This is a genomic window from Segatella cerevisiae, assembly GCF_024054555.1.
Taxonomy (GTDB): domain Bacteria; phylum Bacteroidota; class Bacteroidia; order Bacteroidales; family Bacteroidaceae; genus Prevotella; species Prevotella cerevisiae.
The window spans coordinates 56,086-76,471 of sequence record NZ_JAMXLY010000004.1; the positions used below are offsets into that span (position 1 = coordinate 56,086).

Annotated in this window: 17 protein-coding genes; 12 read left to right on the forward strand and 5 right to left on the reverse strand. The window is 45.9% G+C overall.

Going from position 1 to position 20,386, the window contains the following annotated elements:
• Positions 1-105: 105 nt before the first annotated feature.
• Both NG821_RS01920 and NG821_RS01925 read left to right on the forward strand, forming a co-directional pair.
• The gene (locus tag NG821_RS01920; RefSeq protein ID WP_252759971.1) at positions 106-741 is read left to right on the forward strand and encodes a TetR/AcrR family transcriptional regulator; all 636 of its coding nucleotides are present in this window, start codon (positions 106-108) and stop codon (positions 739-741) included.
• Complete coding sequence (locus tag NG821_RS01925; RefSeq protein WP_252759972.1) at positions 719-1,792, forward strand: glycerate kinase family protein; 1,074 nt, start codon at positions 719-721, stop codon at positions 1,790-1,792. Before NG821_RS01920 ends, NG821_RS01925 begins: the two co-directional genes overlap by 23 nt.
• A 205-nt stretch (positions 1,793-1,997) precedes the next feature.
• Here NG821_RS01925 and NG821_RS01930 read toward each other — a convergent pair whose 3' ends face one another.
• The gene (locus tag NG821_RS01930; protein WP_252759973.1) at positions 1,998-2,978 is read right to left on the reverse strand and encodes a GNAT family N-acetyltransferase; all 981 of its coding nucleotides are present in this window, start codon (positions 2,976-2,978) and stop codon (positions 1,998-2,000) included.
• Between the two features lie 196 nt (positions 2,979-3,174).
• Here NG821_RS01930 and NG821_RS01935 point away from each other — a divergent pair, with 196 nt between their 5' ends.
• From NG821_RS01935 to NG821_RS01945, 3 genes are read left to right on the forward strand one after another with little or no spacing between them, the layout of a single operon-like run.
• Positions 3,175-3,957, forward strand: coding sequence for a Rossmann-like and DUF2520 domain-containing protein (locus NG821_RS01935; RefSeq protein ID WP_252759974.1), 783 nt, complete (start codon positions 3,175-3,177; stop codon positions 3,955-3,957).
• Complete coding sequence (locus NG821_RS01940) at positions 3,957-4,475, forward strand: KdsC family phosphatase (RefSeq protein ID WP_252759975.1); 519 nt, start codon at positions 3,957-3,959, stop codon at positions 4,473-4,475. The genes NG821_RS01935 and NG821_RS01940 overlap by 1 nt, the downstream gene beginning before the upstream one ends.
• Positions 4,476-4,503: 28 nt before the next feature.
• Positions 4,504-5,088: a Maf-like protein gene (locus NG821_RS01945; RefSeq protein WP_252759976.1), complete on the forward strand. Its 585-nt coding sequence runs from the start codon at positions 4,504-4,506 to the stop codon at positions 5,086-5,088.
• A 26-nt stretch (positions 5,089-5,114) separates the two neighbouring features.
• Here NG821_RS01945 and NG821_RS01950 read toward each other — a convergent pair whose 3' ends face one another.
• From NG821_RS01950 to NG821_RS01960, 3 genes are all read right to left on the reverse strand, one after another.
• Entirely contained in the window at positions 5,115-6,662 is a 1,548-nt protein-coding gene (locus tag NG821_RS01950) for a DUF5687 family protein (RefSeq protein WP_252759977.1), read from the reverse strand.
• A gap of 65 nt (positions 6,663-6,727) precedes the next feature.
• Positions 6,728-7,327, reverse strand: a complete 600-nt coding sequence (locus tag NG821_RS01955; RefSeq protein WP_252759978.1) for a LolA-like putative outer membrane lipoprotein chaperone — start codon at positions 7,325-7,327, stop codon at positions 6,728-6,730.
• A 47-nt stretch (positions 7,328-7,374) separates the two neighbouring features.
• On the reverse strand, positions 7,375-9,918 hold the full coding sequence (locus tag NG821_RS01960; protein ID WP_252759979.1) for an FtsK/SpoIIIE family DNA translocase: 2,544 nt from the start codon (positions 9,916-9,918) through the stop codon (positions 7,375-7,377).
• A 103-nt stretch (positions 9,919-10,021) separates the two neighbouring features.
• Between NG821_RS01960 and NG821_RS01965 the strand changes: the two genes are divergently transcribed.
• The 7 genes from NG821_RS01965 to NG821_RS01995 all read left to right on the forward strand — a co-directional run bounded on the left by NG821_RS01965 (position 10,022) and on the right by NG821_RS01995 (position 18,765).
• Positions 10,022-10,723: a 3'-5' exonuclease gene (locus NG821_RS01965; RefSeq protein WP_252759980.1), complete on the forward strand. Its 702-nt coding sequence runs from the start codon at positions 10,022-10,024 to the stop codon at positions 10,721-10,723.
• Between the two features lies 1 nt (position 10,724).
• Positions 10,725-11,912: a class I SAM-dependent rRNA methyltransferase gene (locus NG821_RS01970; protein ID WP_252759981.1), complete on the forward strand. Its 1,188-nt coding sequence runs from the start codon at positions 10,725-10,727 to the stop codon at positions 11,910-11,912.
• Positions 11,913-12,006: 94 nt separating this feature from the next.
• A complete protein-coding gene (kdsB, locus tag NG821_RS01975; RefSeq protein WP_252760020.1) occupies positions 12,007-12,756 on the forward strand; it encodes a 3-deoxy-manno-octulosonate cytidylyltransferase in 750 nt (249 codons plus the stop codon).
• Between the two features lies 1 nt (position 12,757).
• Positions 12,758-14,149 (forward strand): tRNA lysidine(34) synthetase TilS, encoded by a 1,392-nt coding sequence (gene tilS / locus NG821_RS01980; RefSeq protein WP_252759982.1) that lies wholly within the window; start codon positions 12,758-12,760, stop codon positions 14,147-14,149.
• A 156-nt stretch (positions 14,150-14,305) separates the two neighbouring features.
• Positions 14,306-15,421, forward strand: a complete 1,116-nt coding sequence (locus NG821_RS01985; protein WP_252759983.1) for an MORN repeat-containing protein — start codon at positions 14,306-14,308, stop codon at positions 15,419-15,421.
• Positions 15,422-15,575: 154 nt separating this feature from the next.
• A complete protein-coding gene (locus NG821_RS01990) occupies positions 15,576-17,600 on the forward strand; it encodes an alpha amylase C-terminal domain-containing protein (protein ID WP_252759984.1) in 2,025 nt (674 codons plus the stop codon).
• 19 nt (positions 17,601-17,619) lie between these two features.
• Complete coding sequence (locus tag NG821_RS01995; RefSeq protein ID WP_252759985.1) at positions 17,620-18,765, forward strand: DUF6057 family protein; 1,146 nt, start codon at positions 17,620-17,622, stop codon at positions 18,763-18,765.
• Positions 18,766-19,318: 553 nt separating this feature from the next.
• On the opposite strand, the gene hisC is transcribed toward NG821_RS01995, so the two are convergent.
• Positions 19,319-20,380 carry a histidinol-phosphate transaminase gene (hisC, locus tag NG821_RS02000; RefSeq protein WP_252759986.1) on the reverse strand — a complete coding sequence of 354 codons (1,062 nt, stop codon included), beginning with the start codon at positions 20,378-20,380 and terminating at the stop codon, positions 19,319-19,321.
• Positions 20,381-20,386 lie beyond the last annotated feature (6 nt).

The following is a 20,386-nucleotide window of genomic DNA, read 5'->3' on the forward strand; positions in this document are numbered from 1 at the left end:
AACCGACAATCTTTATTGCAAAGATAATGAAAAACCTGATAATGGGTATAGGTTTTTGATTTTTTTTTGTATCTTTGTCACGAAAAAGTTAAACATGCTTCTAAAATGATTGCGGCATCCTCTTATAGGCTTGATTTAAAGGACAAGATCCTGAAAGTGGCTATGCAGGCATTTTTCTCGAAAGGCATCCGTGCTGTAAAGATGGATGATATTGCCAGAATGATGTCCATATCCAAGCGCACTCTTTATGAGATTTTTGCTGATAAGGAGAGCCTTCTCTATGCCGGTGTCAAAGAGAAGGAGGATGAGTTCTCTGATCATATGACCCAATTCTCCGAATCCGAAGAACATAGTGTCATAGATATCCTCGTGGAATTTACGCATTGCCTTTTGGAATATTCGGGGAATATCAATCCGATATTCTATGACGATCTCCACAAATATGAGAAGGTCTTGCTGTATACCAAGGAGAAGCATCAGAAGAGTCAGTCAGAAGCTTATGGCTTTTTCCAAAAAGGTATTAAGGAAGGCTATTTCAGGTCAGATATCGATTATAATCTTTTGATTCAGATATCTAATATTACCGGTCAGAAAATCGGCGAAGAACAGCTTTTTGAAAGATTCGGTATGAAGGAAATCCTCCGCAGTTGCGTGTTTGTCTTCATACGTGGTGTCTGTACACCTTTGGGACAGTCCGTCTTGGAAAAAGCTTTGGGAAATGAAGTATTTATTAGCCATTGATTCTTTTAAAGGTTGCCTGACTTCCGCTGAGGCTGAAGAGGCTGCAGCTGAAGGCATCAAACGGGTGAACTCTGAAGCAGACATCAAGTGTATCCCCGTCAGTGATGGTGGAGAAGGGATGCTCGATGCTTTCCTTTCGGCATTAGGAGGCACGAAGGTGAGGATCCGGGTGTTCAATGCCATGTTGCAGAGAATAGAGGTGGAATATGGGCGGATAGGAAATACCGCCATTATTGAGACTGCCCGTATCATCGGACTGTCATCCATTCCTCCGGATTTGCGCAATCCTCTTCTTGCGACCAGTTATGGTGTGGGCCAGGTCTTGGCTCATGCGATAGACAAAGGCTGCGATACTTTTATCATCGGTCTGGGTGGAAGTGTGACGAGCGATTGCGGTATAGGAATGCTCAAAGCTCTGGTGGATCATTTTGCATCGGGGAAAGGCTTTGATGCCGTTCCTCTGAAGAACTTGAAGTTCACTCTCGCCTGCGATGTCGACAATCCGCTATATGGAGACCAAGGGGCAGCCATTGTTTTCAGTCCTCAAAAGGGAGCTACTGATAAAATGATCCCGTTACTGGAAAGACGCGCAAAGACCTTTGCGGCATTGTCGGCACGCCATTATGGGCATGATGATTCTTCCCGTCCCGGAGCAGGAGCTGCAGGGGGATTGGGATATGCCTTTATGCAGTATCTTGGAGCAGAGAAAAAGAATGGCATTGACTTATTGCTCCATCTCCTCCATTTCGACAGTCTTTTGGCAGACAGGGATGTCGTCGTTACTGGTGAGGGAAAGTCAGATAACCAGACCTTGATGGGGAAGTTACCTGTAGGGGTTCTCAATCAGGCCCGGAAACAGAAGATTCCCGTCATTTTGATTGCCGGACAAATAAAGGATGAAGCAGATCTACAACTTGCCGGTTTTTCCCGCATCGTATGTATAAATCCTCCCGGTCTTAGATTGGAAGAAGCAGTACAACCGGAAACGGCAAGAAAAAATATTACTGAAACTCTTTCTCGGATTTGCAAAGACGGGCTGGGCATCAAGTGATACCCTTATTGTATCGGTATCTTTTCTCGTTAGTTATATCAGTCCGTGTTGGTTTACTCGTATCTTCTAGATCACTTTATCAAACCTATTTTTCTGTTTGATAAAGTTGATTTAAGTTCTTTTATTTCCTTCGTGAGACGACCAATGCTATTTTCCCCTAGATAAAGGCTATTCTCCTCTTGGTTAAAGGCGGAGTGAGCCGGAGCTATTCCTTGAACAACCACCCAAGGAATCGGTTCAATAAAGGAAAGTAAAAATGGAACCAGCGGTAACGGGCTACAGGTTTTCCCCCAAATCTGAGGATGAAGTCCCGGAATGGATTCTTCTTGAAAGGCAGGCCGACATCCATAAAATAAACGTGGGCATAGTGGTGTTCATAGGCATACTGAATGGCATACCATATCGTCATCGTGTTCGGATGGAGGGTGGGGTATGATTTCCGCTTGGAAGCTAAATACCATAGATAAGCATTCCCCTGAGAATACACGCAAACGCTGCCACCGATGAGTTTGCCATGATAGAGCGTCACCAGAATTTGAGCCTTGTCATTGCGGCTGAGTTCTGAGAATTGTTTCTCCGGTGGAATCAGTCTCCTGAACTTTATTCTATAGAAACCCTTGAGGAGTTTATAAAATTTGTGGACTTCTTCAGGAGAATAGGCTGCACGGGTTTCAACCCCTTGGGCATAAGCCTTCTCGATACGAAGGTGGATTTTTCTCGTAAGTCGCTCTTGAGGATCCTTGCTATGCAGCGAGTTGTGTATTTCCTGCCAGTGGATAGGGAAATAGTGGCATAAGCGGAACATGCGGTATCCGAACATCTTCGGGTGTATTTCCGAGACCTCAACGTAGAAACACAGGTGGCGCTTGAATTTTTGAGTGATGGCTTCAAGCATCATCCTGAACAGTTCTTCTGGGTGCTGGATAGAACTGTCGTATTCTCCTTGACCGTAAATGCGGCCGTTGGCATATAAAAAAGGTGGTATCAATGTCCCCCGCCTGCGGATCGTCGCCAGCAAATGGGCTATGCACTGACCTTGGGCGTTTTCAGCAACAACCATATAAGGGGTAGTGCCTGGTGTTTGTTCTGTGATACGGAACAATTCCGGACTGTGAAAGAAGTTATCTGCTTTCATTTCCGGCAGATCACGACCCTTCTGAATAATTCTGATATGGATTCCTTCCATTTGTGTACCTCTTGTTGCAAAGATATAAAAAAAAAGAGAATTAGAATAAGATTACCTTAAAAATATAAGACAAATGAATGTCAGTCTGATGACAATCGATATTCGTTTGGAATGACCTCTACATATTAGCTAAAATTTGATAAAAAAGTGTTTTCAACTCAATTTCTTTAGAGCTAAATGAGTATCTTTGCAGTATATGAAGATTATATTTATAGGTGCGGGAAATCTCGCTACTCAATTAGCCAAGGCCTTGCTGAATGCAGGTCATGATATCGTACAGGTCTATAGTCGTACAATGGAGTCAGCCTCAGAACTGGCTACCAGAGCCGGGGGAGCACCGACGACTGATCTCGGGGCAGTAAGAACAGATGCCGATCTTTATATTGTCGCAGTCAAGGACAGTGTGTTGGCGGAGATTATACCCCAGTTGTGTAAAGGACGGGAAAAGAAGGTCTTTGCCCATACGGCAGGTTCCATGCCAATGAATGTATTCAAGGGCATGGCTTTGCATTATGGCGTGTTTTACCCGATGCAGACGTTCTCGAAAAACAGGGATGTCGACTTTTCCGAAATCCCTATTTTTATAGAAGGTAACGATGAATTGACCATCCATACCTTGCACATCTTAGGGAAGACCATCTCGACAAGGGTGAACGAACTCTCTTCAGAGGATCGGAAATACCTGCATCTGGCTGCCGTCTTTGCCTGCAATTTTGCCAATCACTGTTATACCTTGGCTTCGGGCCTGTTGTCTGCCCATCATATTCCGTTTGAAGTGATGTTGCCGTTGATTGACGAGACAGCTCACAAAGTCCATCATCTCACACCTTTGGAGGCCCAGACAGGTCCGGCAGTCCGCTTCGATGAGAATGTCATCCGTTCTCAAGCTGCATTGTTGAAGGACAATCCTCTCGTAAAAGACATCTATGAGAGAATGTCCATGAGCATCCATCTCGCCGACAAGAAAAACAAACGCTGATGATAGATTACGATTTGAAGAAAATAAAGTTGGTGATCTTTGATGTTGACGGTGTGCTGTCGAAGCAGACCATTGTCCTGTCAAGCGAAGGGGAACCTTTGAGGACTGTGAACATCAAGGATGGCTATGCTATTCAGTTGGCTGTCAAGATGGGTTTGCAGGAGGCGATATTGACAGGAGGCCATACAAAGGCTGTCCGCATCCGTTATGAGAACCTCGGTGTTCAGGATGTGGTGATGGACGCTGCCGTAAAACTGAAATATTATGATGCTCTATTGGAAAAATATCATCTCAAGGATGAAGAAGTCCTCTATATGGGCGACGATATTCCCGACTACGAAGTGATGCAGCGCTGCGGTTGTGCCTGTTGCCCCCGCGATGCAGCCGCAGAGATCAAAGCCGTGTCCTGCTATATCTGTTCTCGCGATGGCGGTGACGGTTGTGGCAGAGAGGTCCTCGAACAGGTGCTGAGGGCCCAGGGCAAATGGCTTTCAGACAAAAAGGCATTTGGTTGGTAATACGCCTACAATAAATCTTATCGAATACATGCAATCTTTTAAATATCATCTTGTTTTAGCCAGTGGCTCTCCTCGGAGAAAAGAACTCCTCGCAGGTCTGGATATCCCTTTTGAAGTTAGGGTGATTCCAAATGTTCAGGAGAACTATCCCAGTCAGTTGCCTGCCGTCGAAGTACCTGAATATATCGCTGTAGAAAAAGCCGAGGCCTATCGGAACGCAATCGGCGACAAGGAACTGGTGCTCACTGCTGATACAGTAGTCGTGTGTGAAGGACAGGTCCTGGGAAAACCCAAGAGTGCAGAACAGGCTGCCGATATGCTGAGGCTATTGAGTGGTAAAACGCACTTGGTCGTAACGGGAGTTTGCCTGACAACGAAAAACAGACAGCGGCATTATTCTGTGAAAACAGAGGTGACTTTCAAATCTTTGACCGAAGAGGAAATCTCTTATTACATCACCCATTACCATCCTTTCGATAAAGCAGGAGCCTATGGTATTCAGGAATGGATCGGCTATATCGGTTGTACCGGATTGAAAGGGAGTTATTATAATGTGATGGGATTGCCGGTGCAGAGTATTTATAAAGAACTCCAGAATTTTCAGAAGGAATAATTCCACTGTTCTTCTGAAAGTGTCTGTTATCTTGAAGCTCTGAAATTTTCCAGATGCTCATATTTCCTTTTCATCATCTTTTGATAGATCTGACTGATCCACCATCTGTGGCTCAGAAGGAAGGGAATGCTAAGGATGATGAGCATCAGATAGGCAGTGGAAGAGTTGAAGAGGACCTTGAATAATGCAATGAGCATTGCCGGCAGTAGGAAAGTACAGAACCGGATGACCATGGCCAGATAGTTGTAATCCTTTGAAGTACGACTGGTGAGTCGTGTATCCAACGGTGTTGTCTGGTCGTTGATGATGGCCGTGTGCATGACTGTGATCAGTTGTGGTCCTGCGGCATAGAGCGCGTATGCAGAAATCATCAGCGGTCTCCATCTGCCGAGTATTACAGCTGCAATCGAAACGATAAGCGGTATGATGAGCAAACCGACAAAGCAATAATATTTGGTGAGAAGCAAAGGGTATAGATTGTTTTTCCTTACCATGAAGAAATCAATATAGTTGCCTTCATAACTCATCAGTCGTGAAGAGAGCATACTGCCCGGGAGTATAAAACAGATAAAGCACCAGAAATCGGACTCCCAAGAAAACGATCCGTTGTTTGCCGTCTCTGTAGCATCCGCCGTGCAGAGGAATATGGCAAAATAGAAGAAGATACTCAGAACTGTAAAGAGTAGGGTCTTGCGGGGATTCACGTTTCTGAAAATCAACTTGAATTCCAATTGGAGGTATTCTCCTATTTCCCCCCAACGGTCAAGAAACCTGTATTTGCTGATATTGTGTACGGAGGTCTCAGTGACCTTAGAGAGTTCCTTCCAGATATGTTTTTCCTGTTCTTTCCTGTTGAGAAAAAACAAGAGGACAAGCATGCCCGTGAGCACTGTCCAATAGAGGACGTTCAGATGGGACAGATGATTGCCTATTAAGGTGTAGACCTTATAATACTGATCCCACCCTGCTGACTCTCCCGCATAGACCGGCAGGAAAAGGACGGCAAATAAAACCAGAGGCAGAATGAACCAGGAGACGGAATCATTGATCCGAGTTCTGGTCAACAGAAAGAACTGACTGGATAGCCAGATCATCCACTGGCAGGCGAGGATAGAACAGAAGGCTGCCAGTAGACCCTTTTCCGGCAGTATGGTCATGACCGTGTAAGGGACAATCAGTACCAGCCAGATGAAATTGCCGATGCTGAGAAGATTGGAGATCAGAAAACTCTCGATGCAGACATGTTTGGGCAAGGGGAGCAGACTGTAGGGGCGGACCATCTGAGAAGGGGTCTGTTGAACGATAAAGCGTAGGAGAAAGTCAACGGCAACGAGAAAGGGCATGAGGCTGAACAGAACACCTATTGGAGACATCCCGTGGTCCTCTGATACCATTAAAGCCAATGAGATGGATACGATGAACAGATAGACCAGGATGACTGCCCCTGCAATGCTGAGAGCAACTTTCGCGGCTTGGTTTCTCCCGTGGAACAGACTCCTTTTCTCCGCCAAGCGGCGGTGATGGAGTAGTGCTCTGTATATTGAAAACCTTTTGTGAAATGTCGTTTCTTGCATTCAGGACAGGAATGGTTTATAGGCTCATGGTCTTTTGAAACTCGAAGTGTTGAAAGGGGGATGGCTCAGCGTAAATCGATCACTTCTGCTTTGGGATAATCTTTCGCATTGAAAGAAAACAGAGAATTCGGCAGACTCTTGGCTCTGAAATTGCTGATCGTAATCGTGCTCCAGGTACTTCCCTGTCTCATGCGTACTTTACTTGGAACATAACTGTTCTTGTTGATGGTCAGGTAAAGTTCCTGCACTGTCCGTTTTTGATTGACCGCTGTCAGGTGGACGATGTAGTTGGAACCTGAACGCTGGAGAGAAGAACGGTAACCTGTCTTGTAGATATGAATAAAGGTGTAGGGATTCATCGACATCTGCTGTGCCTGAGTCGGAGTACTGATGTTGACTTCACCCGTCTTTTTCATATAACTCCATTGGGTCTTGCCGTTGTACCATACAATGGCTTGTGGGGTCGTCGCACGGAAACGGTTGCCTTTTATGGCAATCGTCCCACTTGCAGAACCGTATTTGGCTGATGACAACCTGAAAGATGCACTTGCGCCGCTTTTATGACCGATGACAAAGGCACATCGATTCAATACTTGTGCAGCTGTCTGGGCTTGCATCGTACAAGCTAAAATTAAAAATAGAAATAGAAAAGTGTACTTTTTCATATTCTTGTTTTGATCTATATCGATTGATACATTGAGTCTTATGTGGATTATCCCCTAAGTTGGGTGAGGATAACGTTCAGTTGGTTCTCGTCTTGCACGAGCACTTCACGCGGCTTGCTGCCTTGGGCACTCCCTACAATCCCTGCGGCTTCCAACTGGTCCATCAGTCGTCCTGCACGGTTATAACCTATGGAGAAACGGCGTTGGATCATACTCGTACTGCCGGTTTGGGAGAGGACGATGGCATGAGCGGCCTCTTCGAAATAGGGATCCAGAGAGCGGGGTTTGAGACTGTTGTCATCCGTATCGTTTTTGTTGTCCGGTTCGGGGAGTTCCATAGGTGACACAGGTCCAGGTTGAGAGGCTATATAGTCATTGATGCGTTCTATTTCAGGCGTATCGACAAATGCGCACTGCACCCTGACCGGTTCGTTTCCATTGACATAGAGCATATCGCCTCGACCGATCAACTGGTTGGCGCCACTCCTGTCCAAAATAGTCTTGGAATCGACGGCAGCGGCAACTTTGAAAGCTATTCTGCCAGGGAAATTGGCCTTGATGTTACCGGTAATGATATTCGTCGTCGGTCTCTGTGTTGCGATAACCATGTGAATCCCCACAGCTCTGGCTAATTGGGCAATGCGGGCAATAGGAAGTTCTATCTCCTTGCCGGCAGTCATGATCAGGTCGCCAAACTCATCGATGACAACGATGATGTAAGGCATGAACTGGTGACCTTTCGTCAGATCCAGTCTGTGATTGACATATTTAGCATTGTATTCCTTGATGTTCCTTGCACCGGCCAGTTTCAGCATGTCGTATCTGTGATCCATCAGTTTGCAGAGTGAGTTCAGTGTGCGGACAACCTTCGTGACATCTGTGATGATCGGTTCTTCGTCTTCGTCGACAACAGCCATGAAGTGTTTGGCTATTTTGGAATAGATGGAAAATTCAACTTTCTTTGGGTCGATGAGGACAAACTTCAATTCGTTGGGATGCTTCTTGTAAAGGAGGGAGGTGATCATCGCGTTCAGGCCGACTGACTTACCCTGACCTGTGGCACCGGCAACAAGGAGATGCGGGATCTTTGCCAGATCGACCATGAAGACATCATTGGTAATGGTCTTCCCCAAAGCCAGAGGCAGTTCCATCTTCGTCTCTTGGAATTTTCTGGAATTCAGGATACTTTCCATTGAGACAATGTTCGGTTTGGCATTTGGTACTTCTATTCCGATCGTGCCTTTTCCCGGTATCGGGGCAATGATACGGATGCCGAGAGCAGAGAGGCTCAGCGCTATATCGTCTTCCAGATTCTTGATCTTGGAGATGCGGACACCCTCTGCGGGTTGAATCTCATAAAGGGTAATGGTTGGTCCGACCGTTGCTCTGATCGAACGGATCTCAACACCGAAATTATGGAGAACTTCTGAAATCCGATTCTTGTTAGCTATCTGCTCCTGTTCGTCAATGTAGGGTTGACCGTCATTGGCATATTTCTTCAGTAGGTCGAGTGTCGGAAATTGATAATTCACAAAAGGCTCTCTCGGATTGATAGGCGTCTTGAGGACGTTATCGTTGTTCACTGTCCGTTTGGTTGCACGGTCTCCTTCTTCAGCAATCTGGATCTCCATTCCGATATTCTTGCTCGCCTCTTCTTCTGTCTTCAGGCGGGCCGTCCGCTGTGCTTCCAGAAGAGGTGAAGGGACAATTTCAGGTGTAGTGAGTGGCGTATTGTCGGCTGCATCGCTCTCTTTATCTTCAGGGGCTTCCGAAGGTTCGTTCTCGTGGTCTTGCTCGTTTAAGTCAATGACGCCATTGTTCAGTGTGGCATCTTCAGGTTGGACCTCTTCAGAAGGTTCTGATGCACTTTCTTCAGTTTCCGTGTCGTTGGAGACATTGTCCTCAGGTTGTTCTTCGGGCTGTTCCGACTTGGAAGCATTGGTAATGGAAAAAGGAACTTTGATGTATTTTGTAGGGTGGAGCATCTTGACGATGACAGTAATGGTTTCCGTCGTCAGGTAGGTCAGAAATGCAATCCCCGTAATGACAAGGATGGCAATGAGTCCTGGAGGACCTACCATCCCTTCGAGTTTCTGGACACAGAAAAGACCATGTTCACCCCCGGGGTTGAAGAACAGGTTTCCCATGATCGGAGTGAGGAATTTGGAGAAGGCGATCGAGCACCAGATCATGACGAATGCCATACCGAAAAACCATTGCCACAGATGAAGGTGATAAGCCCTGATGAGTTGGAATCCTCCAAGGATCATGAACAGGGGGATGAGAAAAGCGGGGAATCCGAAATTCTCGGTAATGAAAAAATAGGAGAGAATAGCTCCCAGAGAGCCACAATAGTTGATGAATTCGTGATTGGGATTCAACCATTCACCCGGTCGCATATTTTCCAGGATGCTCTGGTCTTCTGTCCCAGTGATAAGATAGGATACCATTGCTATAATCACATATACAGCAAAGGCAAAAAGAATGAGACCCAGGAAAAAGTCTACTTTGTAATGCTCTGTATACTTGCTTTGTCTTCTGGTCTTTTTACCAGTCTTCCCTGATTTAGGCTCAGTTTTTTTTTTCACCATCTTAAAATGCTTCTCTTTTTAGGTGCAAAAATAAAGAAAAACTTCTAAAGGCGGTTACAATTTCATAACTTTTTTCTAAATTTGCAAACAGTAAAATTTGGAAATGAAAAAAGTCATATATAATAAGTTCGATAAACATCTCATAGAAACTTTGCCAAGAGTCAGTTTTCCGGGAAGGATTATCACTATATTTACCAAGGATGATGTGAGCACTGCTGTTGATTATCTACTCAACTGCGATATATTGGGAGTCGACACAGAGACCAAGCCGGTTTTCAAAGCCGGACTAAGTTATAAGGTCTCTCTCCTGCAGGTTTCAACTCATGATACCTGTTTCCTTATCCGCCTGAACAAGACGGGCATGACGCCGGATATTATCAGATTCCTGGAAGATACCAAAGTTCCGAAAGTCGGACTTTCGTGGCACGATGATATTCTGGGATTGGAACGGAGAGAAAAATTCAAACCGGGATATTTCATAGATTTGCAGAATATTGCTCCCAAACTTGGGATTGAAGATAAGAGTCTTCAGAAACTTTATGCGAACATCTTCCACATGAAGATCAGCAAGTCCCAGAGGTTGACCAATTGGGCAGCTGATCAGTTGAGAGAGAATCAGAAAATGTATGCTGCGACAGATGCGTGGACCTGCATCAAATTGTATGAGGAGATGCAGAGATTGTTGAAGACGCACGATTATCAATTGGTAAAGGTACCTGAGCCAGTCGCTCCGGTACAAGCAGTTCAGGATAGTTCCGAGGCCGACAAGACCTCTCTTTCAAAAGAAAGGATCAAGGGAGTTTAAGATGGAAAAATATAAGCAGGTTTATTTAAAAAAAGGTAAAGAAGAGAGTCTTAAACGGTTTCATCCTTGGATCTTCTCCGGAGCAATCAGTCATATGGACGACGGCATCGCAGAAGGCGACTTGGTCAGAGTGATCTTGAAGGACGGTTCTTTTATCGCCTTGGGGCATTATCAGACCGGCAGCATTGCCGTTAGGGTGTTGAGTTTTGAGGAACGTCCCATAGATGACGCTTTTTGGAAAGCGAGACTGGAGTCGGCTTTGAAGATGCGCATCGCTATCGGAATAGCTGATAGTCCCTCCGGCAATACATATCGACTTGTTCACGGTGAAGGTGACAATTTGCCGGGGCTGGTGATTGATTGCTATGGCAAGACGGCTGTGATGCAGGCGCACTCTATGGGTATGCACCGTTGTCGGAAAGAGATCTGCAAGGTCTTGCTTGAGGTGATGAAGGGTCGTATAGAGAATGTGTTTTATAAAAGTGAATCGACATTGCCTTTGGGTGATGACCTCGAGGATGAGACTGGGTTTATCTATGGTGGAAACGTCGATAATATCGCAATAGAAAACGGATTGAAGTTTCATATTGATTGGTTGAAAGGACAGAAGACAGGTTTCTTCATAGACCAACGCGATAACCGTGCCCTTCTCGAGAAATATTCTCGGGGCCGTTCGGTCCTGAACATGTTCTGTTATACAGGCGGTTTTTCGGTCTATGCCATGCGGGGCGGAGCAAAATCGGTACATTCCGTTGACAGTTCCGCGAAGGCGATCGAACTGGCAAAGGCTAATGTAGAAATGAATTTCCCCGGTGACAACCGGCATGAAGCTTTTAGCGAAGATGCTTTCAAATTCTTGGATGAGCACGAAGGAAAGTATGATCTGATCATTCTCGATCCTCCTGCCTTCGCCAAGCACCGCTCTGCTTTGCACAATGCGTTGAAGGGATATATCAGATTGAATCTCAAAGGACTCCAACGTATTGAAAGCGGGGGTATCCTCTTCACCTTCAGTTGTTCTCAAGCGGTCAATAAGGATCAGTTCAGAGCTGCAGTCTTCACGGCAGCAGCGCAAGCGCACCGTCGGGTGCGTATCCTGCATCAGTTGCATCAGCCTGCCGACCATCCGATCAATATCTATCATCCTGAAGGGGAATATCTGAAAGGTCTCGTCCTCTATGTGGAATAGGGCGTCCGAGTCCCCTGCAATCAGAAAGATCGACAGTTCTCATGTTGGATCTGAATAAGAGTTGTTTGGCATTTAAAGTTGAATTGCTATGTCTATGAAATTTTTAGGGATTATCCCTGCCCGATATGCTTCTTCACGCTTCCCCGGTAAGCCGCTTGCGGTGTTAGGTGGAAAACCTGTCATAGAGTGGGTTTATGAGCGAGTCTCAGGCACGTTGCCTCTCGTCTATGTCGCTACTGATGACCGTCGGATTTTTGATGCAGTCACCGGTTTCGGGGGAAAGGCAGTGATGACACGTTCCGATCATAAGACCGGTACAGATCGTATCGAAGAGGCGATGGAGAAGATCGGGAGTGATTGTGATGTGGTGGTCAATATTCAGGGTGATGAACCTTTTATCCGGAAAGACCAGATAGAAGCTGTTTGCCGGTGTTTTGACGATCCTGATACAGAGATCGCAACTTTGGGGAAGCGCTTTACTTCGATGGAGGCAGTTGAGAATGTCAATTCCCCCAAAATCGTCCTTGACCGAAAAGGTTTTGCCTTGTACTTTTCCCGCAGTATTATTCCTTTTGTCAGAGGACAAGAGAAAAAGGACTGGTTGGGCGCTTATCCATTCCTGAAGCATCTGGGAATCTACGCCTACCGCCGCCAGGTACTGAAGGAAATTACACGTCTGCCTCAAGGACAACTCGAAAAGGCGGAGAACCTCGAACAACTGAGATGGCTTGAGAACGGATACCGTATCAAGGTCGGCATCACCAGCGAGGAGACTGTAGGCATAGATACCGCGGCAGATCTGAAACGCGCTGAGGCTTTTTTGAAGGAAATAAATAAAGGATAACATGCAGAATTTCAAGGCGTTTGAAAACCGCGTTGAGCATTTTATCGAAGTCCGTCATTTGATGGACAGAAAAGACCGCTATCTCGTAGCTTTGTCGGGAGGTCCTGACAGCGTCTCTCTATTGAGGGTCTTGCAGAATTTGAATTATCAGATCGAAGCAGTTCATTGTAATTTTCATCTTCGGGGCGAGGAGTCGGACAGAGACGAAAAGTTCTGCAGTGACCTTTGTGACCGGCTGGGTATACCTCTGCATTTGGTCCATTTTGATACCCGCAGTTATGCAGAACTGCATCAGGTGAGCATCGAGATGGCAGCCCGTGACCTCCGCTACCGGTATTTTGAAAAATTGCGGCAATCGCTCGGGGCAGAAGGAATATGCGTGGCTCATCATGAGGACGATTCAGTGGAAACGGTTTTCATGAATCTCGTGAGAGGGACAGGTATCAAAGGACTCGAAGGAATTCTTCCCCTACAAGGGCGAATCATCCGTCCACTGCTTTGTGTAAGTCGGTCAGATATAGAGGATTACCTGCATCAGTTGAATCAGAATGATGTCATCGACAGTACCAATCTCATAGATGATGTGACCCGAAACAAGATACGACTGGATGTGATTCCATTATTGGAAAAGATCAATCCGGCAGTCAAGACGAATGTGACGAAGACGGCGAGATATGTCGGGATGGCTGTACATGCTTTGGAGCATTATATCAACAATTACATTTCCATGAAATCGGGCATAACCCTCTATTTGCCTCAGGAAGCAGGGGACTCGACCGTTAAGGAGACCGGTGCATCTGTCACCGTCCAAAGTATCAGGGCTTTTCCTTCTCCGGAATTACTGCTCTTTACCATCATCAACTTGTATGGCTTCAGTGGTTCCCAGGCAGAGGAAATCTATGAATCTTTGGATAAGTCCGGCAAGGTGTGGCAATCAAAGACCCATGAACTTCTCATAGACAGGGGAAAGATTCTCATCCAACCTGTATGCGAGCATGGCGTCAAAAAAATGCAGATACCGGAAACGGGTACTTACGTCTTTGCAGATGATCTCAAACTTCAGGTCAAATATGCTCAGACTGTTGTCATCTCCAAGGAGGAAGGGACAGCGACCTTGGATGCAGGGAAGGTAAAATTTCCCCTCACCCTCCGCTATTGTCAAGAAGGTGATCGTTTTGTGCCTTTTGGGATGCATGGCACAAAGTTGGTCAGTGATTTTCTGACGGATTTGAAGTGCAATCTCTTTCAGAAAAGGCGCCAATTGGTGCTTGCTGATACCACTGGAAATGTGGTTTGGCTGGTAGGAAAGAGGACGGATAACCGCTTCTGCATAGATGCCCATACGGATAAAACTTTGATATTGAAGATATTGGATTCTTCTGCCGGAATATGATTCAGTAGGATCGGTTTTACATTCATGACAAGTTGAAACTCAACCCTTGAAAAATTGTCTGGAAATCGGGGATGAGTTACAGTTTTAATTTTTCCAAATAATTTGGTAGTTAGATGGGAATTGCCTATCTTTGTGGATGTAATCAAAGTTTTTTCCATGATTTTAAAAACTCTTATACTGACATTATTATTCGTATTTCCTTCTGCAGCCGCAACTGCCCAGAAAATAACTTTAGGTTCGTGCACCACTCGTGACGGCGGACTGTATAAGGGTGAAATGTCCGGTGGCAAACCCTATGGGAAAGGCAATACGCTCTATAAGAACGGGGATGCCTATGAGGGGGAATATGTGAAAGGCAGACGCGAGGGCTATGGCGTCTATACTTACAGTAACGGCGAGAAATATGAAGGTCAGTGGTTTCAGGATCAGCAGCATGGAAAAGGCACCTACTATTTCGCCAATAACAACAAGTATGTAGGACTATGGTTTCGGAATGTCCAACAGGGGCATGGCGTGATGTATTATTATAATGGAGACCGCTATGACGGTTATTGGTTTCAGAACAAGCGTCAGGGAAGAGGCACTTATACGTTTTCCAACGGAGCCTATTATCGTGGACAATGGAAGGATGACCAGAAAGAAGGCAAAGGCTTTTTCAGTTGGGGAGACGGCTCGACCTATGACGGGATGTGGGCTGATAATATGCGCAATGGAAAAGGTACCTATAAATATTCTGACGGTGACGTTTATATAGGCGACTGGCAGAATGATATCCAAAACGGGAAAGGTGTCTATAAATTCCAGAACGGGGACCTTTATGATGGAGACTACGTTCAGGGCGAGCGGACCGGTCAGGGTACTTTCACGTATGCCAACGGTGACAAGTATACCGGTGCCTTCAATGAAGGTGCGAAAGAAGGACTGGGGACCATGGTTTGGGATAACGGAGATACTTATACCGGACAATGGAAGAATGACGTGCAGAATGGAACGGGGAAACTCGTCAAGAAGAATAATGATATTTTCGAAGGACAGTTCAAAAACGGGAAAGTCGATGGAGAAGTTGTCATCCATTATGCCAACGGCAATGTCTTCCAAGGTACTTATAAAGAAGGGCGTCCTGACGGCCCGGCTATAGAGATATCCAAAGACGGAACACGCTTTGAAGGCAATTATGCCAACGGTGTGAAAGATGGCAAATTTATAGAGAAGAATCCGAGTGGACAGATAACGGACCAGGGAACTTATCATCAGGGAAACAAGGATCATTGACAGAAATTCAGATTTGAGCATCCTGACAGTATATCTTAAAGCGTAATATTCATATGATGAGAGTTCATTGGTTCGACAATTCTAAGAAATGTCTTCTATCCGTATATGGGATGAGAAGATACGGGAACTTTCATATCTTAATAAATCAGTAATCATGACAAATAAAATAGATAAACCTGCAATTGGAATCGTAGAAAATGATCCGTATCTGGCACCTTATGCCGATGCTATTCGCGGGAGACATGAGCATGCCGTATGGAAAATGAACCAGTTGACTCAAAACGGCAAGGTATCACTTCGGGATTTTGCTTCCGGCTACCTTTACTATGGTCTTCATCGGACGAATGACGGGTGGGTGTTCCGTGAGTGGGCACCTCATGCGACGGCTATCTATCTGGTAGGTGATTTCAATGGCTGGAAGGAAACGGATGACTATCGTTGTACGAGTCTGGAAGGTACGGGCAACTGGGAACTCCGGTTACCGGAAAGTTCTATCTGTCATGGTCAGTTATACAAGATGCATGTACACTGGGATGGTGGCGAAGGTGAGCGTATCCCTGCTTGGGCACAACGTGTGGTCCAGGATGAACAAACTAAAATATTCTCCGCGCAGGTATGGCAACCGGTGCCATATACCTGGAAAAAGAAATCGTTTGTCCCTACCACTTCTCCTCTGTTGATCTACGAATGTCATATAGGTATGGCCCAGGATGCCGAAAAGGTGGGCACTTATACTGAATTCAAGGATAATATCCTTCCTAGGATTATCAAGGACGGTTATAACTGTCTACAACTCATGGCTGTTCAGGAGCATCCTTATTATGGGAGTTTCGGCTATCATGTGAGCAGTTTCTTTGCACCCAGTTCCCGTTTCGGTACACCTGAGGAGTTGAAGTCTCTGATTGACGCTGCCCATCAGGCAGGACTGGCAGTCGTTATGGACATCATCCATTCACATGCTGTCAAGAATGAAGTGGAAGGTCTGGGGAATCTTGCAGGCGATCCGAATCAGTACTTCTATCCCGGAGAGCGTCACGAGCATCCCGCATGGGGGAGTCTGTGCTTTGATTACGGGAAAGATGATGTGGTCCATTTCCTGTTGAGCAACTGCCGGTATTGGCTGGAGGAATTCCATTTTGACGGGTTCCGCTTTGACGGCGTGACATCGATGCTCTATTACAGTCATGGGCTTGGGGAAGCCTTTACCACTTATGCCGATTATTTCAACGGCCACGAAGACGATAATGCAATTTGCTATCTGATGATGGCTAACCAGTTGATCCATGAAGTGAATCCTCATGCCATCTCGATAGCAGAGGAGGTCAGTGGAATGCCCGGGCTTGCAGCTGGATTCAAGGCTGGCGGCTACGGCTTTGACTATCGTCTGGCCATGAATATCCCCGATTTCTGGATTAAGACGATCAAAGAGCAGAAGGATGAAAACTGGAAACCCAGTAGTATTTTCTGGGAAGTGAAGAACCGCCGGGCTGACGAGAAGACCATCTCGTATTGCGAGTCTCATGACCAGGCTCTCGTCGGGGACAAGACCATCATCTTCCGCCTGATCGATGCCGATATGTACTGGCATTTCCGCATAGGAGATGAGAATGATACCGTCCGTCGCGGAATAGCGCTTCACAAGATGATACGCCTGGTCACGCTCTCAACGATGAACGGCGGATACCTGAATTTCATGGGCAATGAATTCGGCCATCCTGAGTGGATCGATTTCCCTCGGGAAGGGAATGGCTGGAGTTATAAATATGCACGTCGGCAATGGCATCTTGTGGATGACCAGCAATTGTGCTATCATTATTTAGGTGACTTTGACAAGGAAATGCTGCGGACCGTCAAGAGTGAAAAAGATTTTATCCGCACACCTGTGAAAGAGATATGGCATCAGGATAAAGACCAGATACTGGCATTCATGCGAGGAGGACTCCTCTTCGTCTTCAATTTCTCTCCGACGCAGTCGTTTGCTGATTATGGTTTTCTGGTTTCCAAAGGGGCCTATCAGATTGTCTTGGATTCGGATAACCGTGGATTTGGAGGAAACGGAAGGAATGACGATTCGATGATGCATCAGACGATTTTTGACCCACTCTATGCCGAGCAGGGAAAGGAATGGCTGAAGTTGTATATTCCGTCACGTTCAGCATTGGTTCTTAGAAAAATGTAATCGATTACAATAAATAGTAATGATGAGGAGAAATAAAAATAGCACGATTACCATGAGGGTAATCTGCACTATTGTCTTTTTGCTTTTTACTTTCTGTTATTTATATTTTTATCAGAACGATATTCTGGCAGTTGAGCAGCACGTCCTTTCCTGCGGGAAAACGCATTATAACCGTATTCTGGGGGCGATCCTCATCACGGTTATCCTCTATTTCCTGCAGTTAGGTGTTTTTGCTCTTACCGGGTTGAGGAAGCGGACGCATGCGATGACCTATCTGCCGTCGTTTGTCTTATTGCTGTTTATCACGGCTGTCAGTCCACGCATAGATGAAGGTTTTTCCTTCGGTGCCTGGTTGTGGTTGTTTCCTCTGATCCTCATCCTCTACATTCTGGGGGTGATGTTTGCAAGGGGATTCCAGACGATAGAACCGGAAATGAACTCTACCGGCATTTTCTCACAATTGACTTGGACTAATCTTCTGGAGATGGTCATCATGATGATCTGCGTGGGACTATTCAGTACGAACAACGAGATCTTCCATCATCGGATGCGAGCCGAATCCTGTTTGATTCAGGGTGACTGGAATGGGGCTGTGAAAGCGACGGCCGGCTTGGATACGGCGGACAGCAGTCTGACTTTTCTGAGAGCGATAGCCTTGTCCCACGAAGGCAAATTGGGGGAGAAGTTGTTTGAAGTGCCCGTGACAGGCGGGAGTACGGCGATGCTGCCGAACGGAAAGAGCGTGAAGTGCATGATGTATCCGTTAGACTCTGTCTATTTGTGGTTGGGCAAACGTTACACCGAATATATGTCGCCTTTGCATTATCTGCATTTTTCTTACAAGCACCATACTGCCAAGAAGGCTGCAGCAGATTATCTGTTGACTTCCTATCTGATGGATAAGAATCTGGATGCTTTCGTCGCCACTGTCGGAAAGTTCTATAATCTGGACAGCGTGATGCCGAAACATTATAGGGAGGCTTTGATCCTGTACACACACCATCGGGCAAAACCCAAGATCATTTACCATTCCAGTGTGATGGATGCTGATTTCCAGGATTACCAAACTCTTGAAAAGATCCCTAATCCGATGCAGCGTCAGACGGCCATACGGGATACTTATGGGAATACGTATTGGTATTACTGGCAATATGGTGGCAGATAAGTTGGATTTGAGACTCGTCGGTTCACGGTTCTTTTTATATGTTAAGTGTCAGGTCATGGACGGAATAACGACAAACCGTTTCATCGGTCTATGAAACTTGTTCCTATGGCTTGGGAACGAGTTTCATATAGGTATATGAACCCCATTCCCATAGGCATGAGAACGAAATTCCCATTACTTTGTGAATTGACCGTATAGTGGGACAGACCTCTCCGGTCTTTGAGAAAGGTCTCTTTTAGTTTGTCCGGTAAGGGAGACAAATAAAATCAGATTTTTGTGTCCTTCAGATAACTTTTCCTTGATTCGCTTCCATTTCTCTTCTGGGTGGTATGGACCTTTAAAGCAAAGGTCATACTTTGAACTCATTTGTTTGCCGGGAGAAAATCATTAAGAGAAAGCGAGAGGCAAACAAGTCAACTTTCATGTCGCTCAAGGAAGCGGATTTTACGGCAGCATCATATCATCATCTAACCGTTTTCCTGTTACCGTTTCCTGAGTTTTAAGACAACTTCACCGCCTAGCGACGGGTAAAGCCAATGGAAGAATCCATCCGTTATGATTGGTGTGGCTTTACCCCTTCCGAATATTTGCGCAGTGCAGCCAGAAGTTCCTGATTTTCAGTTTTGCTCCCGATAGTTATTCTCAGGCAATTGCCACAGAGACGTACATGGGTACGGTTCCTGACGATAATCCCCTTGTCGGTCAGATAGTCATAGACAGACTGGGCATCTGTCATCCTGACCAAGAAGAAATTGGCATCAGAAGGATAGACGTGTTTGCTGATCGGCAGTTCTTTGACTGCCACCATCATCCTAGCACGTTCCAGGAGGATGATTTTCACCCATTTATCAACTCTGAATGGATCTTTCAGAGCCTCCAAAGCTTGTTTCTGTGTCAATTGATTGACATTATACGGGTATTTGACCTTATTATAAAGTCCTATGATTTCCTTGGAAGCGAAAGCCATGCCCAATCTGATTGCGGCACATCCCCACGCCTTACTCATGGTATTGAGAACGACAAGATTGGGATGTTGACCGATCTCTTTCCTCATTGGAGTGACTCCTGAGAAGTCACTATAGGCTTCGTCAACGATGACGATGCCCTGAAATTTCTCCAGCACTTCTTCAATCGTATTTCGGGGAATCAGGTTTCCCGTCGGATTGTTCGGGGAACAGATCCAAATCAGTTTTGTGTTCTCATCACACGCATCCAAAAGTTTGGCGGACGTGATCTGGAAATCCTCATCGAGTAAGACAGGCCGGTATTCCACATCGTTGATATCCGCACAAACTTTATACATTCCGTAAGTCGGTTCGATAGCCACGGCATTATCCTTGCCCGGTCTGCAGAAAATACGGTAGGGGAGGTCGATGGCCTCGTCGCTGCCGTTTCCCAGAAATATATTCTCTGCCGGCACGCCTTTTACCTTGCTCAAAGCCTCTTTGACCGTTTCCTGCAAAGGATCAGGGTAACGGTTGAGAGGTGAATTGTAGGGGTTCTCATTAGCGTCCAAGAAGACGTGTGCCTGATGTCCTGCATATTCGTTCCGTGCACTGGAATAAGGGGCAAGGTCCCAGATATTCTTCCGGCAAAGCGCTTTCAGTTCCTTCATGATCTA

What these genes read in the sequence shown, in the direction of transcription:
- tilS (WP_252759982.1), top strand. Translation starts at nt 12,758, where the DNA reads ATGCAGAATTTCAAGGCGTTTGAAAACCGCGTTGAGCATTTTATCGAA.
- NG821_RS01990 (WP_252759984.1), top strand. Translation starts at nt 15,576, where the DNA reads ATGACAAATAAAATAGATAAACCTGCAATTGGAATCGTAGAAAATGAT.
- NG821_RS01925 (WP_252759972.1), top strand. Translation starts at nt 719, where the DNA reads ATGAAGTATTTATTAGCCATTGATTCTTTTAAAGGTTGCCTGACTTCC.
- NG821_RS01945 (WP_252759976.1), top strand. Translation starts at nt 4,504, where the DNA reads ATGCAATCTTTTAAATATCATCTTGTTTTAGCCAGTGGCTCTCCTCGG.
- kdsB (WP_252760020.1), top strand. Translation starts at nt 12,007, where the DNA reads ATGAAATTTTTAGGGATTATCCCTGCCCGATATGCTTCTTCACGCTTC.
- NG821_RS01995 (WP_252759985.1), top strand. Translation starts at nt 17,620, where the DNA reads ATGATGAGGAGAAATAAAAATAGCACGATTACCATGAGGGTAATCTGC.
- hisC (WP_252759986.1), bottom strand. Translation starts at nt 20,380, where the DNA reads ATGAAGGAACTGAAAGCGCTTTGCCGGAAGAATATCTGGGACCTTGCC.
- NG821_RS01965 (WP_252759980.1), top strand. Translation starts at nt 10,022, where the DNA reads ATGAAAAAAGTCATATATAATAAGTTCGATAAACATCTCATAGAAACT.
- NG821_RS01960 (WP_252759979.1), bottom strand. Translation starts at nt 9,918, where the DNA reads ATGGTGAAAAAAAAAACTGAGCCTAAATCAGGGAAGACTGGTAAAAAG.
- NG821_RS01970 (WP_252759981.1), top strand. Translation starts at nt 10,725, where the DNA reads ATGGAAAAATATAAGCAGGTTTATTTAAAAAAAGGTAAAGAAGAGAGT.
- NG821_RS01930 (WP_252759973.1), bottom strand. Translation starts at nt 2,978, where the DNA reads ATGGAAGGAATCCATATCAGAATTATTCAGAAGGGTCGTGATCTGCCG.
- NG821_RS01920 (WP_252759971.1), top strand. Translation starts at nt 106, where the DNA reads ATGATTGCGGCATCCTCTTATAGGCTTGATTTAAAGGACAAGATCCTG.
- NG821_RS01985 (WP_252759983.1), top strand. Translation starts at nt 14,306, where the DNA reads ATGATTTTAAAAACTCTTATACTGACATTATTATTCGTATTTCCTTCT.
- NG821_RS01935 (WP_252759974.1), top strand. Translation starts at nt 3,175, where the DNA reads ATGAAGATTATATTTATAGGTGCGGGAAATCTCGCTACTCAATTAGCC.
- NG821_RS01950 (WP_252759977.1), bottom strand. Translation starts at nt 6,662, where the DNA reads ATGCAAGAAACGACATTTCACAAAAGGTTTTCAATATACAGAGCACTA.
- NG821_RS01940 (WP_252759975.1), top strand. Translation starts at nt 3,957, where the DNA reads ATGATAGATTACGATTTGAAGAAAATAAAGTTGGTGATCTTTGATGTT.
- NG821_RS01955 (WP_252759978.1), bottom strand. Translation starts at nt 7,327, where the DNA reads ATGAAAAAGTACACTTTTCTATTTCTATTTTTAATTTTAGCTTGTACG.